Source organism: Coleofasciculus sp. FACHB-1120 (genome assembly GCF_014698845.1).
In the GTDB taxonomy this organism is placed as follows: Bacteria; Cyanobacteriota; Cyanobacteriia; order Cyanobacteriales; family FACHB-T130; genus FACHB-T130.
The window spans coordinates 96,416-115,226 of record NZ_JACJTV010000017.1 but is presented as its reverse complement, the minus strand read 5'-3'; the positions used below and the strand labels follow the sequence as shown (position 1 = coordinate 115,226).

Genomic DNA, 18,811 nt, shown 5'->3' with positions numbered 1-18,811 from the left:
GATTTTATCCAGTCGTTATCGCAATAGAAGGAAGCGATTTGGACTGCGTCAACTGATTGCAGGTATCTATAACTATGAACTGAGATTAGCTAACAAATTTTAATTCCGCAAGAGGTCTATTGAGCAAGTTTTCGTGAGAGACATCGTAAAAAAAGGGCGTTGCTGAAGGGGTAATGTTTAATTGGGTAAAATAGAGGGATGAAATGTCCTCAATGTCACTCAACCCAAACAGCTAAAAACGGGCATCGTCGAGGTAGACAATGCTACAAGTGCAAGCAGTGTGGTCGTCAGTTCCTTGAATTCTACCGCCCTTGGCGTTACTCAGGCGAGGTCAAGCAGTTGTGCATCAAGATGTATCTCTCTTGTCTTGGGTCTGCGCGGCATCGAACGAGTTACCGAGATTCACCACACCACGGTTATGCACGCTCATTCGAGCGATCGGGACATCAACTGGAAGATGCTCCAGAGGCGGACGAAATCCCCAAAGTCACTGACCTAGATGAACTGCTTTCCTTTTGTTGGCAGCAAACGCCAAAAATTCTGGCTGTGGACAGCCGTTAATCACAAGCAACCTGGGATCTTGGCATGGGTCATCGGTGATCTCCGTGCAGAAACGTTCAAGCCATTATGGCTAATTGTTAAAAGCTGGCAATGCTTCTTTTATGTCACTGATGGCTGGAAAGTTTACCCAATGTTCACCCTCGCAGGGCGATCAGATTGTGAGCAAAACCTATATGACTCGGGTGGAGGGAGAAAACACCCGCCTTCGGCACTACTTGGCTCGGTTGCACCGCAAGACCTTGTGCTACCCATGCGTCAGCCCTTGATGTTGAAATGTTCACTCCGTTTACTGCTTCACTACTTGAAATATCGGACAGTTCCTCTTCCCGCTTGAATCATTACTGTTTCAGCAACGCCATCGACCTATTGCCAATTAGGCAACGAAATCACAATATGTCGCAATTGCGATCGCGCAGATAGACGAAACCAGAAAACAATTGTAGGCTGCAACAACAATAACGGCTCGACTTCCTGTTGAGTCATTCGCGCCAGCTTGTCAATAGCATAACGAAATCGGCACATTGTCAAGCGGAAAGTCGGTTCTGCGGCTAAAAGCCATGATTTTTCGTAGCGGGCTAAGTCCACCACCCAAGGCGGCTCGATCTCTTTTAACTGAGCATTATTTTCGATGAAAGTAGCGAAAGCGATCGCATCTTCTAAATGTTTTTTAATTCCTCCCGGTACATGGGTTTCCGCGTATCGCCAAAACAACTCGGCAAAGCTTTTACCTAAAACACGCTGCGTCAAAGGTAGCAATTCGCGGACTTCGCCTAGCCGCTTGCGCTTCAGCGAACTAGCGAAGAGATTAACCTGTTGAGCAGACAATTTAGCGAGATGCTGTGATTCGTCGGAACTCAGCCCGAACTCCTCACCAACGGCTTGCGGATTGGCAAAGAAACGCTCTCTTAAGAGAGTATTGGTATAAAGCTTGGCTAAAATTTGCTGCGTTTGTGCTAATCCCATTTTCCATGACGCCTGCCAATCTTGCGTGCCCCTTCTAGTTCGGCAGAAAGTTCTGCAAAAGGAGGCAAATTTTCATCCCGTTCTAAAACAATTCCTTTGACTGGAATTCGGGCGACAACTTCTTCCATAAGTGTCCATACTTCCGGATGGGTTGAGTGGGAATGACTGTCAATGAGGACGCCGTTATGCCAATGTCCGCCGACAAAATGTAGCTGGACGACTCGCTCTAGGGGCAATTGCGCCAAAAAAGCATAGATGTCATAGTTGTGGTTAACTGCATTGATATATAAATTCGTCACATCCAGCAGTAACCCACAATCTGAACGCTCTACTACTTCTGCGAGAAACTGAGCTTCAGTCATTTCCGCACCTGGGACTGTTAATAGATAAGAAATATTCTCCAAAATCAGCGGCACATCAATGTAGCGACGTACTTGAGCAATGTTGCGGCAAAGCACTTCTACCGCTTCGTGTGTATAAGGCAGGGGCGACAGATGCCCGATATCGACTCCGCCTGCTTTCGTAAAGCAGATGTGTTCGCTCCACCAAGGCGGATTCAGTCGTTTAATGAGTTCTGCCAGTTTGCGTAAGTAATCTGCGTCTAAACCTTCTGCACTCCCTAGCGACAGATTAATCGCGTGGGGAATTAACGGGAAATGGTCAGCCAGCAATTCTAACTCTTGCTGCTTGTAGGGCGGCACATCTAGGTAGTGTTCGGCAACAATTTCCAGAAAGTCAACCGCTTGCCGATGCAAAAACAAGTCACTGCGGAACGGTTCCCGAAAACCCAGTCCGACGCCTAATGTTGGTAAATGAGAAACCATTCCTGACTATCCTCCTCCACACCCACCACATCCGCCACCGCAACTACTACCGCAACTACTACCGCAACTACTACCGCAGGAACTACCATCGGAACTACCGCAGGAACTACTGGACGACCGTTTTAGAAGAAATGCGTCTTGATAAGAGTAGTAGGGAGTTCCAGCAAGCGCCTCTACGCCAAAAACTGCTACCAGCAAGTTGTAGTTGAGTTCATCAGGAATACTCGTTGTTGCCTTCTGCTTTAGCTGAGCGAAGGTTCCTTGAAGTCGTCTCAGATATCTTTGCCCGCGATCGCTCAAGCGTGGCGGCTGGCTCATCAACCAAAGCAGCATGATGATTGAGAAGACGCCCATGATAATGAGAAAACCCACGTTATGGCGTCCTTTTGCTAAGGCTACCAGAAGCTTATAGCTACCTAAGCTAAAGATGATCGTAGCTCCGATTAAGCCAATATTTATATTCCAGGCTTGCCACTCGTCTGCATACAGCAGTTGTTCATTTTGCAGATGCTGTTCGTAAACTGTATATTTCTGGGTCAAGCTAGCGGGTAATGACCAAGAGAATTTCATTTCGCTTGCTTTTCGCGAAGAAGAGAACCAATCAAACACTTCGCGTTCTATCGGCTCCAATTGACTCAAGTCCGGATGTTCTGACGCTTGCTTAAGGTACTGTCCGTTAACTTGTAAGTAACCGCGCTGGATTAAGTCAAAGACTACTAGCTTCGTTAGTTCAGATTCTCCGCCGCGCAAGAAAGCAATTGCGTAAGGGTCGGGTTCGGTAGGAATTAACGGCAGAGGTTGGTTCGTGCTTGGATCTTGCACGTTCCGCAAACATACTAGCAACGTTGTCACGATAACACAGGCGTAAAACAATAGAAAATGCGGCCCATACATATCCCCAATTGGGTTGTGCAGCAACATATCCATTGCCAATCCTCCTTGTTTTAGTGATGGCTCAAAAGCAGCGACATTGAGTGTTTCAATGGTTGCAGCCTTGTTTTAAAAGATTTGGCGATCGCCTAACACTTGACTTCGCTAAGTTAACAGATAAAAATCTCACCCGCCACCGTAGCTATCATCCTGATTCTTCACAGCCATATCTTCTACTGCTATTCGGCTTACCTTTTTTGGGATGCAGTCCCGTAGCTTCTAAGGAATGGGTAAAACGCGCGATCGCTTTCCCGCACTACTAGCTATCCGCTAATTTTTCCAACTTAGTTCCGCAAATTTTGCAAAACCGAGCATCTGTATCATGGGATGATAAACTGCAAGTCGGACAAAGGGTTTCTACCTGATTAGCTGTTTTAACCAATCGCTTGATCAAGTCGCCCAATTGCCAAGGAATCAGAGCAATTCCGGTCAAAATCATTAAGACGGTCATAAAGCGACCTCCTTGTGAAATCGGTGTCACATCGCCAAATCCAACTGTTGTCATTGTGACGATAGAGAAATAAACGGCATCCAAAAAAGTAGCAAATACTTTAGGATTTACTGGATGCTCAACTTGATAAATTAAACCTGAATAAACAAATATAATTGCAAATAAAGTAAATAATATCCTAGCTGAAATCTCTCCATCTTCATTAATGGTGAGACCAAACAATCTTTTTCCTTCTATAAAGCGAAGAAATCTTAAAATTCTAAACCATCGAAATACTCGGATAAAGCTGATGTCTACCACTCCCAATAAAAATGGCAATATTGCAACTAAATCTATAATTGAATAAATGCTTATCAAATATTTAATTTTATTGTCAGCACACCATAAACGAAGCAAATATTCCCAAGCAAAAAGCAGTAAAATTGAAAAGTCGATAGTATTAAGATTAATTCGGACATAATCGGGAAGTGGATAGGTTTCAATCACGAAAATTGCTGAAGACAGCAAAATCATTCCTGTGATTACAAAATTGAATATTTTTCCGGTTGGTGTTTCAATGTCTTCTAAGTAAAAAGCAATTTTTTGTCGCAGAAACATAAAGGCACGAAACTAAAAGTGTCAGATTGACATGAAATGTGAGGAATTTGGGTAATCGGTAATTGGTGAAATTCTTTAAAGAGAGACCCGATAAATCACGTCGAGATTTTGAATTATGTTCTTAATAACTCAAAACTCTGATTACTCCTTTAGCCGACTAAACCTCACTTGTTGTTGCTCAACCTCCAAAAAACAGCAGCGAAAACCCACTTAAGTATAGGAGCAGAATCAGAAAACTCTCGAAGCTAATATTTCCAATTCCATGTGTTTCCCGCCGCAACAAGCCCAAAACTAGAATGACGGTCATCAGGATCGTCAACGCGATCGCAAAAATCTGAGGCTGTGCCAAAGCATGATAAATCGAACCCTGGCGATAAGCAAAGTCAGAGAACGCTACCAGCATCACATCAAAGCTATTCCCCCCAATAACGCCACTAACCGCAAGTGTCAGCGCCCCTCGTCGCACCGCCGCGATGGTTGTTACCAGTTCCGGTAGGGCAGTTGAAAAAGCGGTAAAAATCCCTCCTACCATCGTTTCGGAAAGCCCGCTGTGCATAGAGATGGAGATTCCAGCTTCTGCCACAAAATAACCGGCACCAGCAAGCAGCGCCGCCAGCAAAGCGAACCTTAACCACAACACGGTCAATCTGGTACCATCGGACTTCTCTGCATCTGGTTCGTCAACTTGCGTTTCCGCAGTACGCCGAGGCCACCACATGGGTGTAGTTTGAGCCTCAGCCGCCAAACGCAAGCCGAAGATATAAGCAGCTGGGATGAGGAACGAGGCGGGATGAATCCCAAAAATACTGATATCTGGCCCAGACATTGCCATCAGAGGAATTGCCAATAACGCGACCAGGAGTGTTGCCTGCATCAGATTTGGCATGGAGGCAGCTGCGTGTGTCAGGTTGGCTTTCCCATAGGCAAGATCGGCAATACTGAGAAATGCTGTTTGGGCGGCAATCCCTCCCAAAGCACTACTGATGGCAAGTTCGGCGTGACCTCCAGCAGCGGCGGTGACAGAGGTAACAATCCCGGCTAAAGAGGTACTACCACCGAGAAATAAGGCACCCATCAGTGCTTCCCCAAGACCCGTTTCATCCGCTAAGCGATCTGCTGTGCTTGCCATCATCGTTCCCACAACGGCAATGACCGCAGCGGCGATTAAAAAAACACTAATACTCAGGGTTAAGGATTCAAACACATCCACCCACTACAGTTCGGTTAATTTTTTCAAGGCAAATTTAATGCCCCAATCAGAGGTTTTTAAGGGAAAAATTTCTCCTTTGCCTTTTTTTAAAGGAGGGAAAATCGCTCATAGCAAGGTTTTCCCGTGGGTTGCGGGATTTCCCCATCCGGTTAAGCAGATCGTATTTTGTTTCGGGATATGTCCTCTAGGATTTGGTTTTTTTGGGTATTTAACCCGAACTGTATTGGTATATCCACTGCTTTCATCTGCTATTTCCTGTCAAAGTAAGCACCCTGAGAATGGCTCCCTCAACTTTATTATTCCTTGCACAGCTTGTCTGGTGCCTGTACTAGAAGTCAGATTCAGCAAAAATTTCTCGTGGAGCGATCGCTCTTTTTGTATGCTCCTATACACGGCTTCTCGCGTTTCTTACCGCTAGCTACAACAATCCGCGAAGCGACAGCGCGGCACATCTAAAATAGCGAGTGTGATTTTACAACAGAAGAAGCCAGCATGAAACGCGATCGCATTGCACCCGGCCCCGGTCAAGAGTCAGTATGGGATTACCCTCGTCCTCCGCGTCTTGAGGAATCATCCAAGCACATCCAGATTGTCTTCAACGGCGTCACAATTGTCGATACTCAGCGGGCAAAGCGCGTACTGGAAACCAGTCACCCACCTGTCTACTACATTCCTCCCCTAGATATCAAAATGGAATACCTGGTGCGAACCATTCAGGAATCGTTTTGCGAATGGAAGGGAGGCGCTTTCTACTACACAGTCGTTGTTGGTGACAAGCAGGCACCGAATGCTGCTTGGGGTTATCCCAATCCCACACCAAGCTTCGCCAGTATCAAGGACTATCTCGCTTTCTATCCCCAGATAATGGATGTTTGTTCGGTCGATGGAGAACAAGTGCAGCCGCAACCTGGAGGTTTCTACGGCGGCTGGATCACTAGCGATATAGTTGGCCCATTCAAGGGTGAGCCAGGAACTTGGGGCTGGTAGTGTTTGCCAGGGGTGTACTCTACAGCAGATGTACACCCCTACTCCGCCTAAAACTTATTTAAGAAAATCCGGTCAATCCTTGGCATTGCCGTCTCTTCCACCATCGTTCTGGCGTGCGTTCCGGGTCTTCATCTTCAAAATAAATTGGGACGCAACGCTCCGTAACTGGGAAGTTTTGATTTTCAACCGTGGAAGGCTCTGCTGACCCGTTTCTGTCGAGGTTAAACAAGAGTGGCGAGTCGAGAGAGACAGCGTCAGTCTTATCTTGTTTGTTCTCTATTTTTTCAGTCGGGGCATCGGCTTTACTGCCCAAATTTCTTAGATGGTAGGTAGGCAACTTGTTAGGGAATGGCATTGTTTTATAACCGCTGAATAAACTAAATTTGAAGCTTTTGAACAGAAAGATGTTCTACCTTGGAGTATAACTTATTGAAAATTACTCTCAATAAGTTTTGTGACTTAAAGCTAGAGAAAGCCGCTGCTATATCCCTAGTCGTTCTAGCGAGCAGTGTTTGAGACAGAAAGAGAAATTACAAAGAAGATATTCTGTGAGCGATCGCGCAATTCAGTTATCGTGGGAAGCCCTTCTTGGTCTAGAATGCGCTTGTCGAGAAGGGTATTCTTAAATCATGGTAAATCAACAGTATCCGATTCCCGTTGTCGTCAACGGTGCGGCTGGAAAAATGGGTCGCGAAGTCGTCAAAGCCGTTGCTCAAGCAGATGATATGACTTTGCTGGGGGCAATCGATCGCACTTTGGAATACCAGGGTCAAGACGTTGGAGAAGTGGCGGGTTGCGAACCCCTGGAAGTTCCCATTGTCAGTGACTTACAAGGGATGCTGGTGCTAGCAACCCAGGAAAAACAACAGGGCGTCATGGTGGATTTTACTCATCCTGACTCAGTTTATGAAAATGTGCGGACTGCGATCGCTTACGGCATCCGGCCTGTCGTTGGCACAACCGGACTTAGCCCACAGCAAATCCAAGAGCTTGCTGAATTTGCCGACAAAGCCAGCACGGGTGCCCTGATTATCCCTAACTTTTCCATTGGCATGGTGTTACTACAGCAGGCAGCTGTCCAGGCGTCCCAATACTTTGACCATGTGGAAATTATCGAGTTACACCACAACCAGAAAGCCGACGCCCCTAGCGGTACCGCCCTTCAAACTGCCCAGATGTTAGGCGAACTGGGTAAAACCTACAATCCACCGACCGTGAAAGAAACCGAAAAACTACCTGGTGCCAGAGGTAGCCAAGCCGATGAGGGGATTCGCATCCATAGCGTTCGCTTACCCGGTCTTATCGCTCACCAAGAAGTAATGTTTGGGGCACCGGGTCAAATTTATACCCTGCGCCACGATACTTCAGATAGGTCTTGCTATATGCCTGGTGTTCTTCTCGCCATCCGCAAAGTTCTCCAGCTCAAATCCCTAGTCTATGGGTTAGAAAAGATACTATAAATGGCTAATCCCGAATCGAAGGAGCGAAGGATTGCTCTTAAATCATTAGCTGTCCTTCAATTAGCAATTCGCTTTTGAACAATATGTTAGTCCCATTAACGCGCAAGAAATTTGAAGACTTGATTCCCCAGATTGCCACTGGTCCGCAGTATGCGTACTGCTGGGGCAAATTCCCAGACTTTTTAAAGCGATTGCTAATTTCTGTAGTAGCTGTGGTGGTAGTTTTACTCGTCGGCAAGTTTTTGCTGGGCGAGGATTTGAGCGCGATCACCTTTTTTCTGGGAATTATTACGGGTCTTTACTGGTTGTGGGCACCCGTTTATTGGGCGAGTCTGCGGAATGCTTCTTATCGCCGCTACGCCTACAGTGGATTCTGGCGGGGTGAAGTCGTGGATATCTTTGTTTCTGAAGAGTTGATTGGCGAAGAGCAAACCGTCAACAATCGCGGACAGCTGGTAATTGTTGAAAACCGAGAGCGTCGGTTGAACATCGAAGTTGGGGATGAAACCGGATTTACAACCCAGATGCAAGTACCCCTGCGCCGCATCCATAAAGCAGTTAAACCCGGTCAAGTTGCTGAGATGGTCGTGCTGTCCAATCAGAAAGACCTGGGTCGGATTGCCAAGGTGACAGACATTTATATTCCCAGTCAGAATCTCTGGGTGAGTGACTATCCTTATCTGCGGCGGGACTTTTTTGAGGATGTCAGCCGTCAGTTAGGAGACACTGACGATGTTTCCTATCCTGAAGACCGTACTCCTAAGCGTAGGCGATCGCGTCGTCCTTGACTTGAGAACCGGCTAATGGCTAATGGTTAACTTCCCGCCTCCCTGCCTTAGCCGACACCATTCGTATCCTGTCCATAAGCTTGCCATGCCAAGTCCACTAAACCATTGACAATCGCCGATGCCACCACCGCACTACCCTTACGTCCATCAATTCGGATGTGAGAAACTAGGGAATCGTTCAGTCGTTCTTTGGCGACATCCACATCCACAAATCCCGAAGGCGTGCCAATCACCAATGCCGGTCGAATTTCTTCTGCCTCAATTAGCTCGACTAGGGCAATGAGAGCCGTCTGAGCTTGACCTACAACAAAGATTCCTTCTGGATAGCGTCTGGCGAGGGTTTCAATTCCCCAAGCAGCGCGGCTTTTATCTTTTTGGGGTCGCGTCAGGGCTTCCATACTGCAATACACCGGATTCGCAAAAGTATTTTGGATCGTGGGGCTAATCCCGACTTGCACCATTGGTACATCTACCACAATGGTGCTACGAGCTGCCAAAGCAGCTGCGCCAGCTTGGAGTGCCCTCTCAGAAAAGCGAATTAAAGACCGATATTCAAAGTCAGCGGTTGCGTAAATGACTCGACGCACAATCTCAAATTCCGCTGGTGAGAAGATGTGGTCGCCAATTTCTCGGTCAATGATTGCCAAACTTTGGGCATCCGTTACGTGCCATTCCATAGCGATTCGCTTTCAGCTTTTAGCTATCAGCTTACCAGCTAGAAGTCCGAAATGATTTGTGAAAATAAAAAGAGTGTTATTAAACCACTAAAGAAAAAAATAAGAGAAATAAGAGAAAAAGATTTAATAAAATTTTCTGCTTCTTTTATGCAGGTATGTTTGCAGTTTGTAAAAAATACCTGACAAATTAAATAGGATTGCAATCTCCGCTTTTTCCAGGCTAGAGGTTTGAGGCTAGAGGTGCGAGGGGATACCTCTTGCCTCTTGCCCTGATTCTCAGACAAAGCCTGGAAATGCTCTAGCTACTGACGGATTTTTTCAAGTTTCCGGAGCAGAAGACTGGATGATCATCGGTGACAGGTAAGCAACTAAAGCACCGATCAAAAAACCGGCGAAGTTGCGAAACACGGGCAACCACTCCGAGGTACGAGTGACAACGGGACCGAGACCAAAAGCAATAAATAAAATTCCCCACAAGGGAGAGAATATTAAAGCCCACTGCCATGCAAAAATTTGTCCTTCTTTGCGGGGTACAGCGGCAAAGCCACAGATAATTCCGCCCACAATGGAGGTAATTAGGGTGAGAATCCACTGTTCTTTGGGCAGTCCGGGTACAACCCGGCAACCGCTCTGACGCAGACAGGTTTGAATGGTTTCTAATGATTGAATGATGGCTTGGTCTTCGCCATTTTCGCGCACGAAGTACAGATTTCCGAAGCGCGTTTGCAACTCAATCCAAAAGGTACGGGGCATGAGTTTATAAGCGTCATCGCCTACATTAAAGTTGAGAATATTGCCGCCGCGTTGGTCGGCAACCACTAACACGCTTTTATTATCCAAGCTCCAATAATCTTTCAAGGCAAGACCGGGGGTGCGGTCGTATTGAGTTAATACCCGCAGCTTCCAACCCGTTTCTGCTTCAAAACTCTCTATGTTTTTGACCAATGCCTCTTCCTGAATATTTGTCAAGGCTTTGGCTAAGTCAATGATTGGGGTAGGAGTCTCCGGCAGTAAGTCGGGATTGTTATAGGCGTGAGCACCGGGAGCGATCGCCCAAATGGACAAAGCCAGGAAAAATGCGACGAGGGATGCCACAATTCGTTGTTTAGAAAGATGCTTCATTGGCAGTTCGGTTTCTTTAAAAGCGAATGGGTTAGGTAAACTAATATTTCTTTACACTTGTTTACCATATTTTAATACAAGGAGTCTCTAGGGGCATCCATTCAGGAGGACTGAGGATTGACGACTGAGGGGAGAGGGCTGAGGACTCAGGACTGGGGGAGAGGAGAATGGGGAGAGGGAAGATGTAAAAGAGGGGTGACTCCAATGCCAGCTTTGGTATGGCATAGAATCACCCCTGACTCTTGTGCTGCTCTGTGCGATGTCTACAGCACTAACTAAGTTTTCCGAAACCGGGTGGGGTCAAGCCGCATCAAACCCATAATCAGCGCTACTCCTACAACAGCGCCTCCTATGTGAGCAAAATGGTCTACCCCGTCTTGAATCCCAGTTTGTTGAAATTCAAAGAACACTCGCTCAATCACAAACTGACCCAGAATCAGCACTTCTAAGACTTTGCGCCAATTCCAGCTCAACTTAATCAACACGCTGACGGCGAATAAGCCAAAGACGGCTCCTGAAGCCCCCAAAGAATAGATTGGCCCATGCTGGAAAAGCCAACTCATCAGACTAGCGCCCAGTCCGCAGATGATGTAGGAAGCGATAACCCCGAAGGTTCCTTCCTCTTCCTCAACTAGGCGACCAAAGATATAAAGAAAAAATAGATTTCCCGACAAGTGCGCCCAGCTGGCGTGACAAAACATCGCCGTGAAGAACTGATACAAGGCTGGGTTGGCATGATTAAGATATAAACCTTGAAGATTAAGGCTGAGAATATGGTCAGCAATAAAGATAACTAGGTTGATCAAAATCAGGGCAAAAACACCGTTGTATTGAGTGTTTCGTCTGCGGTTTGATGAACGATCCTCTAGTAGCAAGTCAGTTGCAGAATCGGTCGGTTCTGAGTTTCCCTGATTCTTTCTCATAGCTGGTATTCTCAACGGCATCTGTATTAATAATCTTCTGAGTCTGACGGCTCCCACTCCTCATAATTTTTATGAGAAGTAGAGGTATTTTCAGTGTCTTGATAAGAATCACCGTATCCACGAGGCTCAAAACCATTTCTTTGCCCTGGTGGCAAACGATCGATTGACCTGCGCCCTCCGGTGGGACGCTTGAAGGTTTTCCAAGCTGCCTTGACACCTGCAAAGACGCTGCGGGTGCCAACTTGCACGTTTTGAGCCTGCTTCTTAGCACCGCTAATGCTTTGATCGACTTGTTTAACGACTTGACTGGCGCTCTTGACGCCTTCATTGACATCATCGGTCAAGTCACTAATTTCCAAACCCGTCAGGCGAATTGATTCTAGTGTGGGGGGCATTTCTCGGTTCAGCGTATCTGCTAACTTTTCCACGCTGCGAGCCGCCCGCGCTAATTCCTGTACCGCTGGCAGCAGCGATACTAAGACGGCAGCTAAGCTAACCGCCACCAGTAAAACCGAAAATCCTAACCAAAATAAGGGTTCAGTCACTCTTGCGATCGCCTATCGTCTGTGGTTACAAGGGGGCGTGCATCAGCCTGGGCTTCTTCATCCGTGATTTGTTTGAGTGCTTCTTGTTCGCGTGCAGATGCTTCAACTCCAGCAGCGATCGCCTGTTTTAATCTCAAAAGCGTTTCATCCCAGTTTCGCAGTGCTGATTCTGAGAGGCGGTCAGCTTGCAGTTGCACGCTGGTCGATAGGTCTTCAGCTAATTCTGGTAGAGCATCGGCAGATTTTTTTAACAGCCGCCGCGTGTCTCGACCTGTACGAGGGGCAACCAATAATCCGGTAATGGTTCCAAGAGCGCTGCCCAGCAGCAGACCACCAATAAATGATCCAGCACGGTTGTTTGACATTTTCTAATCTCTATGTCTTAATTCCAATTTTAGGCAGTTTTCCTTAATCCGTCGTCGGTACAGGCAGCAATACGAGTACCTTTGGAAAAAGAAAATCGCCCTTATCTTAACAGCAGGGGTTTGGGTAGTTTCAACTTCTGCGCCAGAAGCGCTGCGTTATTCCTATTGACTTTGGCTTATTCCGCAGCCAGAGTTTTTGTCCTAAACCGAATAGTGCCAAAATTTTTTGCACCCGTTGTAGTTGAGGATCGAGTTGCTGATATCGCTCTGTGAGCAAATTAGCCCCAAGCTGACCTTTAGAAAGAATCTTGGGGGCACCCCGTAGCACGTTATAAGTATTCCGTTCGGCTGCGAGTACAATCTTTGTAATTTTTGCCAGACGCGATCGCAGTTTTCGGATTTTCCAGGCAACATACAACAGCATCAGCGAGAGCAGCACATTGAAAACCACAACAATTGTCACCATCTCTCATCCTGAAAGCACCCAGCCTCTCTAGTTTGCCTCATCTACCGCTTTTTGAGCGTTCATTTTCTGCTTCATCGACTCCTCAGTCACCGTGCTAGCAGGTAGCGCTTAGGGTTGGATAATTTTCTGAGTTGAGGAGACTTTAAAGATAGTGGATTTATTAATCTCCCATTCCCGACCTAGGGGGGTGTTTGTACCATGCTCTTACGGAATCTGATAATACATACAAGATACAAAAAGGATGGGTAAAATACCCATCCTCAGAAACCTTGTCTTACTGACTGATTAAGAAAGCTATTAACAGACTACTCGCTCTGAACCGGGAGAGCCGCAGTGGTTACAGGTAGGTTAATCGTTTGTCCATTCCGAAGCACCTCCATCTGTAAACTACTGCCCACCTGGCTCTTTTCTACTTGCTGTTGTATTGTGTCTGTGTCTGTGACCGATTGACCGTTGATTTTTTGGATAACATCTCCCGTGCGTAACCCTGCATTAGCAGCGGGGGAGTTTCGCATGACTCTGACGACAAGGATGCCGCGATCCGCATCGATATTCACGCGACTGTTGGAATCTTCATTGATTTGCTGTTTGACTTCAGGCGTGAGTTTCACCATCTGGATGCCCAGATAAGGATGTTGCACATTGCCAGTCGTCGCTAGCTGATTGCCAATACGTTGAGCAGTATTGATGGGAATCGCAAAGCCTAATCCTTGGGCACCCCGGATAATCGCTGTATTCATCCCAACCACTTCACCTTTGGCGTTCAGTAGTGGCCCACCTGAGTTACCCGGATTAATCGCAGCATCTGTTTGGATAAAGTTTACCCGCTTATCGGGAACGCCGACTTGAGAGCTAGAGCGTCCGGTGGCACTAATAATCCCTGTTGTGACGGTATTATCTAGACCCAAGGGGTTGCCGATTGCGATCGCCCATTCTCCAGGTCTCAGCCCATCTGAATCGCCTATCTGAACCGTCGGGAGATTATCCGCCTGAATCTTAACGATGGCGACATCTGTTACCGGGTCTGTACCCATCACCTTACCTGTAAAGGTGCGCCCATCTTTGAGAATGACGTTTACAGTGTCGGCACCAGCGACCACATGAGCATTGGTGAGAATTTGACCATCCTTATTAATAATAAAGCCCGATCCCGTACCTCGTTCGACTCGCTCTTGCGGACCAGTCGGCAACTCAGCGCCAAAGAAGCGGCGGAAGAACGGGTCATTAAAGGCGTCAGGGACTTGTTGTGTCACCGTGCGGGAAGAATTAATCCGCACCACAGCTGGTCCCACTCTTTCCACAACTTCTGTAACAAAGTTAGTGTCTGTGCTAGGCGGTAGTTGTGCCTGAGCAACCGCAACTCCTGGGGTTAGAGACACTTTAGAAGTAGACTCCTTGGAGGACATCAGGGTATTTGACCCCAGATAGCTGCCTGATAAGGTGACACCAGCTCCCAGCAGCACCAGCGATAGATAGGTGGCTGCCTTTTGCCAGGGTTTGGGTGCCGAAGCGTCAAATCCTTTCTGGTTGGGTTGCCTGGAATTATAATCGCTATCTTGCTGTTTGCTTTTCATTGTTGACACCTGCGACAAGGAAGTTAAAATTCTGTACGCTTGGCTCTGGTGAAGGCAGTTCTGTTATCCGCTGGTTCACCAGGTGCGTCCGCGTGAAAACGCTATGTAAATTTGCCCGTATAGATGCTTTGTTTAACATCTCTACATCTCTTAATCTAGACATCTCATGTGACGTGCTTATGACGTTGATGTTGCACTCTAATGAAAATTCTTAGGGCTGGAGAGGGGATATCTACTTTTAGGAATACCTCTCAAAGGAGCAGCTTTCCCCCACACGCCCGCATACGATCCAACGTAAGCGAGTGCCTAATTGTTCGGGCGTCCCTGAAGCGACTGACTCATTCACCAAAATCACGGGTAATTCATGTGAAAAATATTACTAAGCGCCCACTGGGTTTAGTGGCAATCGTTATTTACAAAATCTTCAGTGCTTTACTGCTTATGGTGATTGCGATCGCTTTAGGATTAACAGTCAAAGAACATCAGCTTTTGGTTGATTTTTCAGAATCTTGTGCTTTAGAAGGTAAATTAGACATTATTAAATGGACTTTGGATAAAATTTTGAATTTAAACCCTAAAACTTTGCAGTTTACCAGCATAGCTGTTGGACTCTATGCGATTTTAACGGCAATTGAGGGAATCGGTCTGTGGTATCAAAAGGGTTGGGCAAAAATATTAGTTTTGGTACTGGTAGGGATTAGCATCCCACCAGAAATTTTTGAGCTATTCCACAGAATATCGCCACTAAAGCTAGCGGTTTTTCTGGTGAATTTAGCTGTCTTTTGGTATTTGTTGCCTCCTTCAATCTCTACCCCCGACGATGAGCGATCGCAGTAAAAATTGAAACCCGGCTTGAGCAGACAGCGATCGCTAACTTTAAAATCTAGAATTGGATGTTTTTGATTGAAATTTACTTGACTCAATTTAGCTAAATCCTGTTCTGACAGCTTTAGAAAGCCGTTACATGGTAGCAAGCCTTTTTAGACCCTACTCAGAAATTGGACTGTTATGATGGACTGACTATGTAGCAGTTTGTATTGGCCCATTTCTCTCTCTATGAACCGTTTAAAAGCTGAAGTCGTCCCTAAAACAAAAATTCAAGAGTACCTAATCCGGTTGATGTATGACTTATATACCCAGTATTACGATGGCAGCAGTTGGGAAATTTTTCAACAGGATTTGAGTAACAAAAATTATGTAATCCTGCTGTGGAATGGAGAGGAAAAACTTCAGGGTTTCTCCACCCTAGCAATTCTTTCATTTGAATTTGGGGGAAAGCCGCAACGCGCTATTTTCTCCGGCGATACGATTATCCATCATCAATATTGGGGAGAACAAACTCTGCCATTGGCGTGGTGTCGTCTGGCTGGGAAAATTAAAGGTGAAGCAATGGAGCAACCTTTATATTGGTTTTTAATTGTTAAGGGATACCGGACGTATCGTTACTTGTCGGTATTTGCCCAACGTTTTTATCCGACTTGGCGATATCCAACGCCAGCAAATTATCAGGCGTTGATGGATTACCTGGCTCAGACAAAATTTGGAGATGACTACGATCCTGCGAGTGGGTTAATTCGCTTTCCCGCGTCGCTGGGGCATTTGCGAGGAAGCTGGGCAGAGATTAAAGAAGGATTTCAGCATAAACCGGATGTACGCTACTTTTTAGAACGGAATCCGGAATATTACAAAGGGCATGAATTGGTATGCTTGATGGAGTTGAGCGAGGAGAATATGAGATCGCACGCTCAACGTGGCTTCCTAGAAGGCTTAAGAGATGCATGAAGTGAGGGATGAAGGGATAGAGCGCGATCGCTAGTTGAACCGACGTGCCAAGAGGATGTCTGCATCAGTTACGAGCTGGTACAAAATCACAAAGAACTGGCTGATTTAACCTTTGAGGAAAGTGGTAAATCATGCAAAATGGAAGCTAAATCCGACATCAGTACCTATTAAAAAAGCTCGGTTAAAATTGAAGGAATTACTAAAAAGAAAACCAGGCATTTTTATTGATTAGCGACAAAAACTGAATTTAATTGCAGAAGATTGGAAATATAATTAATTAAGTCTCAGCTATCTACCAAAGGAGCATCGCTTTTGATTATTCTTTTCTCGTTTACCCTTTTTGTTAGTGCTTTCCTCCTTTTCTGGGTACAATTGATGGTTGCTAAGATGATTCTGCCTTTATTAGGCGGATCTCCATCAGTATGGAACACTTGCTTATTCTTTTTCCAGGCGATTTTATTACTAGGTTATGGCTATTCTCACATCACAACGAGTTGGTTTAGGGTTCGCCGCCAAGCCGTTATTCACAGTATTTTTCTGCTATTGCCAATAGCATTCTTACCCATTACTCCCGCGCAGAATTGGATTCCTCCTCATGATGCCAATCCTATCCCGTGGCTGTTAGTTTTGCTGCTTTTCTGTGTCGGATTTCCCTTTTTCATGGTTGCTACCAGTGCGCCTTTAGTGCAAAAGTGGTTTGCTGACACAGGACACCCAGCGAGTTCCGATCCTTATTTCCTCTATACTGCGAGTAACCTAGGCAGTATGTTAGGAGTTCTCAGCTACCCCATCTTAATTGAACCAAATTTTTCGCTGACACACCAAAGTTGGTTATGGACAATCGGTTACGGATTATTGGTTTTGCTAACTTTAGGATGTGCAGTATGCGTATGGCGATCGCCTGAAAATTTCAACAGTCTACAAGCGGGTAAAGCTGGGTTTATTCAAAATGCTGCTGGGGACACCAATGTAGGCAATAAATCCGCGCTTACAGAAGAAACTCCCACGATTCGACAGCAAGCAAAATGGGTATTACTATCATTTTTACCCTCTAGTTTACTTCTAGGAGTTACCACTTATCTAACGACAGACATTGCAGCAATTCCACTTTTGTGGGCAATTCCCTTAGCGATTTATCTATTAACATTTATTTTAACTTTTGCCCGTAAACCACCTTTGCCGCATAAAGCTTTAGTTGCGATTTTACCTTTATGGTTGGCTGTACTAATAATTTTATTTTTGATTCAGGTGATGCAGCCAATATGGATATTATTCCCCTTACATTTGGCGGGTTTTTTTGTAGCGGCTTGTGTTTTTCATGGAGAATTGGCTCGATGTCGTCCCAGTACACAGTATCTAACTAATTTTTATTTGTTGATTTCTGTCGGCGGTGTCCTCGGCGGATTATTTAATGCGATCGCAGCTCCGCTTTTATTTCAATCTGTCCTGGAGTATCCTCTAATGATGGTAATTTGTCTCCTCCTCATGCAAACGTCCAAGGAGGCAGATAATCCCCTATCTAACCTACAGCGACGTTTAACTTTTCCCATCAGCTTAGGTCTTTTAATCGGCACTTTACTGGTTGGTTTTAATGGCAAGAATTATACGAATAACCTGATAGGAGACTTTATCTGTTTTAGCATTCTAGCCAGCATTTTTTACGCCTTTGAGCTACATCCAATTCGGTTTGGTTTAGGCTTATTTTTGATTGTTTTAATTAGTCAGTTCTCGATAGGAACTATCGGTGGTATTCTCGATACCGAGCGCAGCTTTTTTGGCGTTTATCGGGTTTTAGATGATAGGCGTGGCAGTTATCATAGTCTTCTGCATGGAACAATCCTGCATGGGAAACAAAGTCTCGACCCAAAACGGCGCAGTGAACCTTTAACTTATTTTCATCCTACTGGTCCAATTGGGCAATTATTTAGCTCTTTGAATCAAACAAAATCTCCAACGAATGTTGCCGTGTTAGGGTTGGGAATTGGGACGCTGGCTGCGTACTCAGAACTGGAGCAACAATGGACTTTTTATGAAATCGATCCGACTATTGAAAGGTTGGCTCGTGATACTCGTTATTTCACCTTTTTACAAGATTCAAAAGCCCCATTATCCGTAGTTTTAGGGGATGCTCGGTTGCGATTTACTGAAGTTCCAGATAGTCGCTATGACTTGATTTTCATGGATGCTTTTAGTTCGGATTCAGTCCCCATCCACCTAATAACGAAGGAAGCCATTCAGCTTTACTTGAGTAAGTTAGCTAAAGAAGGGTTAATTGTCATTAACATTTCTAATCGATTCCTGAATCTTGAGCCGGTTTTGGGTGCTTTAGCTCAGGATTTAGGATTGTCTACGCTGAGGCAGAGAGAAGCAGATATTTCTGAATCTGAGCGGGAAATGGGGAAATCTCCTTCTCATTGGGTGCTATTTGCTCGGAATCAAAAAGATTTGGGCAATCTCGTCAGTGATTCGCGCTGGCAACCCATCCCGGAAACAAAATCAGCGCCTCTGTGGACAGATGATTTTTCTAATATCTTCCGAGTATTACGTGCCTTTGCAGCTAGAAAAGCCGGGTAAATGACAGATGCG

At 45.7% G+C, this 18,811-nt stretch carries 20 protein-coding genes and 2 pseudogenes; 9 read left to right on the top strand and 13 right to left on the bottom strand.

Going from position 1 to position 18,811, the window contains the following annotated elements:
- Positions 1–103, top strand: a pseudogene (locus tag H6H02_RS16405) (IS5/IS1182 family transposase); the annotation flags it as partial.
- 95 nt (positions 104–198) lie between these two features.
- Positions 199–895: pseudogene (locus H6H02_RS16400) on the top strand (IS1 family transposase).
- A 29-nt stretch (positions 896–924) separates the two neighbouring features.
- Here the strand turns inward: H6H02_RS16400 and H6H02_RS16395 are convergent.
- Genes H6H02_RS16395 through H6H02_RS16385 form a run of 3 tightly spaced genes read right to left on the bottom strand, consistent with a single transcriptional unit; the run spans position 925 to position 3,275 of the window.
- On the bottom strand, positions 925–1,524 hold the full coding sequence (locus H6H02_RS16395; protein ID WP_190819612.1) for a hypothetical protein: 600 nt from the start codon (positions 1,522–1,524) through the stop codon (positions 925–927).
- Entirely contained in the window at positions 1,515–2,348 is an 834-nt protein-coding gene (locus tag H6H02_RS16390; protein ID WP_190819610.1) for a DUF692 domain-containing protein, read from the bottom strand. The genes H6H02_RS16395 and H6H02_RS16390 overlap by 10 nt, the downstream gene beginning before the upstream one ends.
- Before the next feature lie 6 nt (positions 2,349–2,354).
- Positions 2,355–3,275 (bottom strand): TIGR04222 domain-containing membrane protein, encoded by a 921-nt coding sequence (locus tag H6H02_RS16385; protein ID WP_190819608.1) that lies wholly within the window; start codon positions 3,273–3,275, stop codon positions 2,355–2,357.
- 47 nt (positions 3,276–3,322) lie between these two features.
- Here H6H02_RS16385 and H6H02_RS16380 point away from each other — a divergent pair, with 47 nt between their 5' ends.
- Positions 3,323–3,541 carry a hypothetical protein gene (locus H6H02_RS16380; protein ID WP_190819606.1) on the top strand — a complete coding sequence of 73 codons (219 nt, stop codon included), beginning with the start codon at positions 3,323–3,325 and terminating at the stop codon, positions 3,539–3,541.
- Here H6H02_RS16380 and H6H02_RS16375 read toward each other — a convergent pair.
- Together H6H02_RS16375 and H6H02_RS16370 are read right to left on the bottom strand one after the other, a co-directional pair.
- Entirely contained in the window at positions 3,538–4,326 is a 789-nt protein-coding gene (locus H6H02_RS16375; RefSeq protein WP_190819604.1) for an ion transporter, read from the bottom strand. The genes H6H02_RS16380 and H6H02_RS16375 overlap by 4 nt on opposite strands.
- Positions 4,327–4,504: 178 nt before the next feature.
- Positions 4,505–5,530: a sodium:calcium antiporter gene (locus H6H02_RS16370; RefSeq protein ID WP_190819640.1), complete on the bottom strand. Its 1,026-nt coding sequence runs from the start codon at positions 5,528–5,530 to the stop codon at positions 4,505–4,507.
- Positions 5,531–6,028: 498 nt separating this feature from the next.
- Between H6H02_RS16370 and H6H02_RS16365 the strand changes: the two genes are divergently transcribed.
- Entirely contained in the window at positions 6,029–6,523 is a 495-nt protein-coding gene (locus tag H6H02_RS16365; RefSeq protein ID WP_190819602.1) for a DUF427 domain-containing protein, read from the top strand.
- A 58-nt stretch (positions 6,524–6,581) separates the two neighbouring features.
- On the opposite strand, the gene H6H02_RS16360 is transcribed toward H6H02_RS16365, so the two are convergent.
- The gene (locus H6H02_RS16360; RefSeq protein WP_190819601.1) at positions 6,582–6,878 is read right to left on the bottom strand and encodes a hypothetical protein; all 297 of its coding nucleotides are present in this window, start codon (positions 6,876–6,878) and stop codon (positions 6,582–6,584) included.
- A gap of 274 nt (positions 6,879–7,152) precedes the next feature.
- Between H6H02_RS16360 and dapB the strand changes: the two genes are divergently transcribed.
- Together dapB and H6H02_RS16350 are read left to right on the top strand one after the other, a co-directional pair.
- Complete coding sequence (gene dapB / locus H6H02_RS16355; protein ID WP_190819599.1) at positions 7,153–7,983, top strand: 4-hydroxy-tetrahydrodipicolinate reductase; 831 nt, start codon at positions 7,153–7,155, stop codon at positions 7,981–7,983.
- An 83-nt stretch (positions 7,984–8,066) separates the two neighbouring features.
- Positions 8,067–8,771 carry a phosphate ABC transporter permease gene (locus H6H02_RS16350; protein WP_190819597.1) on the top strand — a complete coding sequence of 235 codons (705 nt, stop codon included), beginning with the start codon at positions 8,067–8,069 and terminating at the stop codon, positions 8,769–8,771.
- Positions 8,772–8,818: 47 nt separating this feature from the next.
- Here H6H02_RS16350 and H6H02_RS16345 read toward each other — a convergent pair whose 3' ends face one another.
- The 7 genes from H6H02_RS16345 to H6H02_RS16315 form a co-directional block, all read right to left on the bottom strand.
- On the bottom strand, positions 8,819–9,448 hold the full coding sequence (locus H6H02_RS16345; RefSeq protein ID WP_190819595.1) for a precorrin-8X methylmutase: 630 nt from the start codon (positions 9,446–9,448) through the stop codon (positions 8,819–8,821).
- Between the two features lie 318 nt (positions 9,449–9,766).
- Positions 9,767–10,570 (bottom strand): TPM domain-containing protein, encoded by an 804-nt coding sequence (locus H6H02_RS16340; protein ID WP_190819593.1) that lies wholly within the window; start codon positions 10,568–10,570, stop codon positions 9,767–9,769.
- Positions 10,571–10,845: 275 nt separating this feature from the next.
- A complete protein-coding gene (locus tag H6H02_RS16335; RefSeq protein WP_190819592.1) occupies positions 10,846–11,493 on the bottom strand; it encodes a rhomboid family intramembrane serine protease in 648 nt (215 codons plus the stop codon).
- 26 nt (positions 11,494–11,519) lie between these two features.
- Positions 11,520–12,038 (bottom strand): DUF948 domain-containing protein, encoded by a 519-nt coding sequence (locus tag H6H02_RS16330; protein ID WP_190819590.1) that lies wholly within the window; start codon positions 12,036–12,038, stop codon positions 11,520–11,522.
- Positions 12,035–12,403 carry a YtxH domain-containing protein gene (locus tag H6H02_RS16325; RefSeq protein WP_190819587.1) on the bottom strand — a complete coding sequence of 123 codons (369 nt, stop codon included), beginning with the start codon at positions 12,401–12,403 and terminating at the stop codon, positions 12,035–12,037. Before H6H02_RS16325 ends, H6H02_RS16330 begins: the two co-directional genes overlap by 4 nt.
- A gap of 130 nt (positions 12,404–12,533) precedes the next feature.
- Complete coding sequence (locus tag H6H02_RS16320) at positions 12,534–12,869, bottom strand: hypothetical protein (protein ID WP_190429730.1); 336 nt, start codon at positions 12,867–12,869, stop codon at positions 12,534–12,536.
- Between the two features lie 305 nt (positions 12,870–13,174).
- Positions 13,175–14,443 (bottom strand): HhoA/HhoB/HtrA family serine endopeptidase, encoded by a 1,269-nt coding sequence (locus H6H02_RS16315; RefSeq protein ID WP_190819585.1) that lies wholly within the window; start codon positions 14,441–14,443, stop codon positions 13,175–13,177.
- A 375-nt stretch (positions 14,444–14,818) separates the two neighbouring features.
- On the opposite strand from H6H02_RS16315, the gene H6H02_RS16310 reads away from it, so the two are divergent.
- The 3 genes from H6H02_RS16310 (at position 14,819) to H6H02_RS16300 (ending at position 18,799) form a co-directional block, all read left to right on the top strand.
- Positions 14,819–15,280: a DUF2127 domain-containing protein gene (locus H6H02_RS16310; protein ID WP_347342623.1), complete on the top strand. Its 462-nt coding sequence runs from the start codon at positions 14,819–14,821 to the stop codon at positions 15,278–15,280.
- Positions 15,281–15,499: 219 nt separating this feature from the next.
- Positions 15,500–16,225: a hypothetical protein gene (locus H6H02_RS16305; RefSeq protein WP_190819582.1), complete on the top strand. Its 726-nt coding sequence runs from the start codon at positions 15,500–15,502 to the stop codon at positions 16,223–16,225.
- 375 nt (positions 16,226–16,600) lie between these two features.
- A complete protein-coding gene (locus tag H6H02_RS16300; protein ID WP_242040742.1) occupies positions 16,601–18,799 on the top strand; it encodes a fused MFS/spermidine synthase in 2,199 nt (732 codons plus the stop codon).
- Positions 18,800–18,811: the final 12 nt, after the last annotated feature.